The organism is Aeromonas sp. 159, from assembly GCF_963862045.1.
GTDB lineage: Bacteria > Pseudomonadota > Gammaproteobacteria > Enterobacterales > Aeromonadaceae > Aeromonas > Aeromonas veronii.
Genome location: NZ_CAWLMI010000113.1, coordinates 1 through 3,848, shown reverse-complemented (window position 1 = coordinate 3,848; position 3,848 = coordinate 1). Strand labels below are relative to the sequence as shown.

Sequence of the window (3,848 nt, the reverse complement as noted above, 5' to 3'; positions counted from 1 at the left end):
CCTGAAAGCCCTTGGCCAGCAGGCGGATATCGTCGATCAGCTGGTCGCTGCGGTAATCTTCAACGTGAGCAAGCCCAGCCCCTTTAGCTTTGAGGCGCATGTTGATGTCTTTGGTGACCAGCACCACCTGACGCTTCAACTCGTGCTTTTGCAGATAGAGGGCCGCGTTGATGATGCGGTTGTCGGCCTCCTTGTCGGTAAAGACCTCGGCATCCTGCGGCAGATGGTGATCGCTGAAGATGCAGATATTGCCGCTCGCTTCGCCAGCCAGCGGAACGCCCTGGGTGATCTGATCCGGGGTTGCATCGCGGAACACATCTTCCAGCGCACGAATGGCAACCCGCGCGTCGCGGCTGACATCCTTGTTGCGATCCTTGATGTTATCGAGCTCTTCCAGCACCGTCATGGGGATGAGCACGTCGTGCTCTTTGAAGGAGTAGATAGCGAGGGGTTCGTGAAGCAGAACGTTGGTATCCAGGATAAACAGCTTTCGGTCCGTATTGTCCATAAGCATCCTCCTTGGCACTGAAGGGCCACGTGTGTGAATCTCAGATGTCATTGAAACCACACGGCCGTGACAGTTTTATTACCCTCAACGCTACGCCCGATTTTACTATCGCGCAACAAATCACTGGGCCGTCTGATTTGATTGAGCATAAAAACAGCAATAAAAAGACCGGCACTGTGGCCGGTCTTTTTTCTATCATTCAACTACTTGGGCCTGTCTGTCAGCCGCACTTGGAGTCGCCACAGTTGAGGCAGGTCATGCAGCCATCCTTCAGCACCAGCGCCTTGGTGTGGCACTTGTAGCAGAGCGCGGCATTGGCCGGGAAACCACTGCCAGCCTGCTGCTCTTCGGCCTCCTGAGCGGCTTTCAACTCGGCCTGTTTCTCGGCCAGAAACGCCTGCTGATGCTCATCCAGTCCCGGCGCCTTGAGCATGCCGATCTCGGTGAGATGGCTCTCGATCACGTTGCCAATTTCGGCGATCAGCGACGGCACATACTTGCCCTTGTTCCAGTAGCCGCCCTTGGGATCGAATACGGAACGCAGCTCCTCCACCAGGAAGGTGACATCCCCACCCTTGCGGAATACCGCCGAGATGATGCGGGTCAGCGCCACGATCCACTGGTAGTGCTCCAGACTCTTGGAGTTGATGAAGATCTCGAACGGACGGCGGGTTTCGTGCACCGTGCCCTCGTTGAGAATGATGTCGTTGATGGTGATAAACAGCGAGTGCTCGGAGACATGCTCCGGCGTCTTCAGCTTGTAGGTGGTACCCATCAGCCGCTCCGGGCGCAGCACGGTTTCGTGCATGTGCACCACGTCATCCTGCGCAGAGAGATCTTCTTGCGGCTCATCCTTGGTACGCACCTTGTAGGCGACGATTTTCTTGTCGATCTTCTTGACCATAATGTCGTTCTCAGAATTTACCGTAATAGCCTTCTTTCAAGGCATCGTAGAGGTTGGCGGCCGTATGCAGCTCGCCATCGTATTCGATCTCTTCGTTCCCCTTGACGGAGATGACGGAGCCATCCTCCAGGGTGAAATCGTACAGGGTGTTCTCCAGATCCTTCTCCTTCACCAGCACGCCCTGGAAGGCCTCCGGATTGAAGCGGAAGGTGGTGCAGCCCTTGAGGCCGGAGTCCGAGGCATACATGTAGATGTCCTTGAACTGCTCGAACGGGAAATCGGTCGGCACGTTGGCAGTCTTGGAGATGGAGGAGTCAATCCAGCGCTGGGCCGCCGCCTGAATGTCCACATGCTGGGCCGGGCTGATGTCGTCAGCAGTAATGAAATAGTCCGGCAGACGGCTCGCCTCATCATCGGCATAGGGCATGGCGGCCGGATTCACCAGCTCGCGGTAGGCCAGCAGCTCGAAGGAGTAGACATCCACGCTCTCCTTGCTCTTCTTGCCCGGCTTGATAACGTTGCGGCTGTAGTGGTGGGCAAAGCTCGGTTCGATACCGTTGCTGGCGTTGTTGGCCAGAGACAGGGAGATAGTGCCGGTCGGCGCAATACTGCTGTGGTGAGTGAAACGCCCACCCACTTCGGCCAGCTCGGCGACCAGCGCAGGATCCACCTCGGCAACCTGCTGCATGTAACGGCTGTAGCGTGCGTGCAGCACCTTGCCCTTCACCTTGTCGCCCACCTTGATGCCATCAGCCGCCATTTCCGGGCGCAGACGCAGCATCTTGCCAGTCACTTCAAACTCCTGCTCCATGATGGGGGCAGAGCCTTTCTCCTTGGCCAGACGCAGGGACTCCTGCCAGCCGGTCATCGCCAGCTCCTGGGATACCTGCTCGGTAAAGGCGACGGACGCGGCAGAACCGTACTTGATCTGCAGCATGGTGAGGGTCGAGCCAAGCCCGAGGAAGCCCATGCCATGACGGCGCTTGGCTGTGATCTCCTCGCGCTGCTTGGCCAGCGGCAGCTGATTGATCTCCACCACGTTGTCGAGCATGCGGGTGAAGATGGCTACCACCTTGCGAAACGCCTGCCAATCGAACGCAGCGTTTTCAGTAAAAGGGTCGCGCACAAACTTGGTCAGATTGACGGAGCCCAGCAGACAGGCACCGTAGGGCGGCAACGGCTGCTCACCACAAGGGTTGGTCGCGCGGATCTCTTCACAGAACCAGTTGTTGTTCATCTGGTTGACCTTGTCGATCAGGATGAAGCCGGGCTCTGCATAGTCATAGGTGGAGGTCATGATGACATTCCACAGCTTGCGGGCGGGCATGGTCTTGTAGACCTTACAGGCGACCTGCCCCAGCTCGTTGAATACAACCCCTTCCTTGTTGGGCCAGTCGGCCCATAGCACCTGAGCAGGATCGTCCAGCGCAATGCCATCCTGCTCTACCTCTTTGGCGGTGTAAGGGAAGATCAGCGACCAGGGTGCATCCTCTTTCACCGCCTTGACGAAATCTTCGGTGATCAGCAGGGAGAGGTTGAACTGACGCAGGCGGCCATCTTCACGCTTGGCCTGAATAAACTCGATCACATCGGGATGGCGGATATCCATGGTGCCCATCTGGGCGCCGCGACGGCCACCGGCTGACGAGACGGTGAAACACATCTTGTCATAGATATCCATAAAGGAGAGCGGGCCGGAAGTGTAGGCACCGGCACCGGAGACAAAGGCACCGCGCGGGCGCAGGGTCGAGAAGTCATAGCCGATACCGCACCCGGCTTTCAGGGTCAGACCGGCCTCGTGCACCTTGCCAAGGATGTCGTCCATCGAATCTTCGATGGTACCGGAAACAGTACAGTTGATGGTTGAAGTGGCAGGCTTGTGCTCAAACGCCCCCGCATTGGAGGTGATGCGGCCCGCCGGAATGGCCCCATTGCGCAACGCCCACAGGAACGGCTCATACCAGGCCTCCGGTTCCAGCTCCTGCTCTGCCAACGCACGGGCTACCCGCTGGTAAGTCTCATCGATAGAGCTGTCGATGGGAGTGCCATCCTTGCTCTTGAGGCGATACTTGCTATCCCAGATCTCGAGGGACGTTTCCTGCATGGGGATAAGGCGGGAGCCAAGCTCACTCTCCAGCACCGGGTTCGATTTAGCCATTTTCAATCAACCTTATGTGAATGCATCAACATCATGACAACAGCAGAAAACACAACCAATAGTGCCATTTAAAATTAATGGCACAACATATAGTACACCTGATGCCATGAGGGCGCCGATTCTAACCTAAAAAAATGCCCCGGCCAGCAGATTTCTGGGCCAGGGCACTTAACTGATTAATTTGCTGATAGATTTAACACGCAGAGTGTAGTGGTCAACTAAACCCGGACACTTGGTTAGGCCGCTCCTCGGCTTCTGCTGGCGGCATCCCGTCATTG

Annotated in this window: 3 protein-coding genes; all 3 read right to left on the bottom strand. The window is 56.9% G+C overall.

The window, feature by feature from the left end; all coding sequences use genetic code 11:
• Positions 1-508 (bottom strand): PIN domain-containing protein (locus tag AACR14_RS16040; protein ID WP_019446912.1); only part of this gene is annotated, 508 nt, incomplete at its 3' end.
• 220 nt (positions 509-728) lie between these two features.
• Positions 729-1,412 carry a TSCPD domain-containing protein gene (locus AACR14_RS16035; protein WP_019446911.1) on the bottom strand — a complete coding sequence of 228 codons (684 nt, stop codon included), beginning with the start codon at positions 1,410-1,412 and terminating at the stop codon, positions 729-731.
• Positions 1,413-1,422: 10 nt separating this feature from the next.
• Entirely contained in the window at positions 1,423-3,570 is a 2,148-nt protein-coding gene (locus AACR14_RS16030) for an adenosylcobalamin-dependent ribonucleoside-diphosphate reductase (protein ID WP_019446910.1), read from the bottom strand.
• Positions 3,571-3,848: the final 278 nt, after the last annotated feature.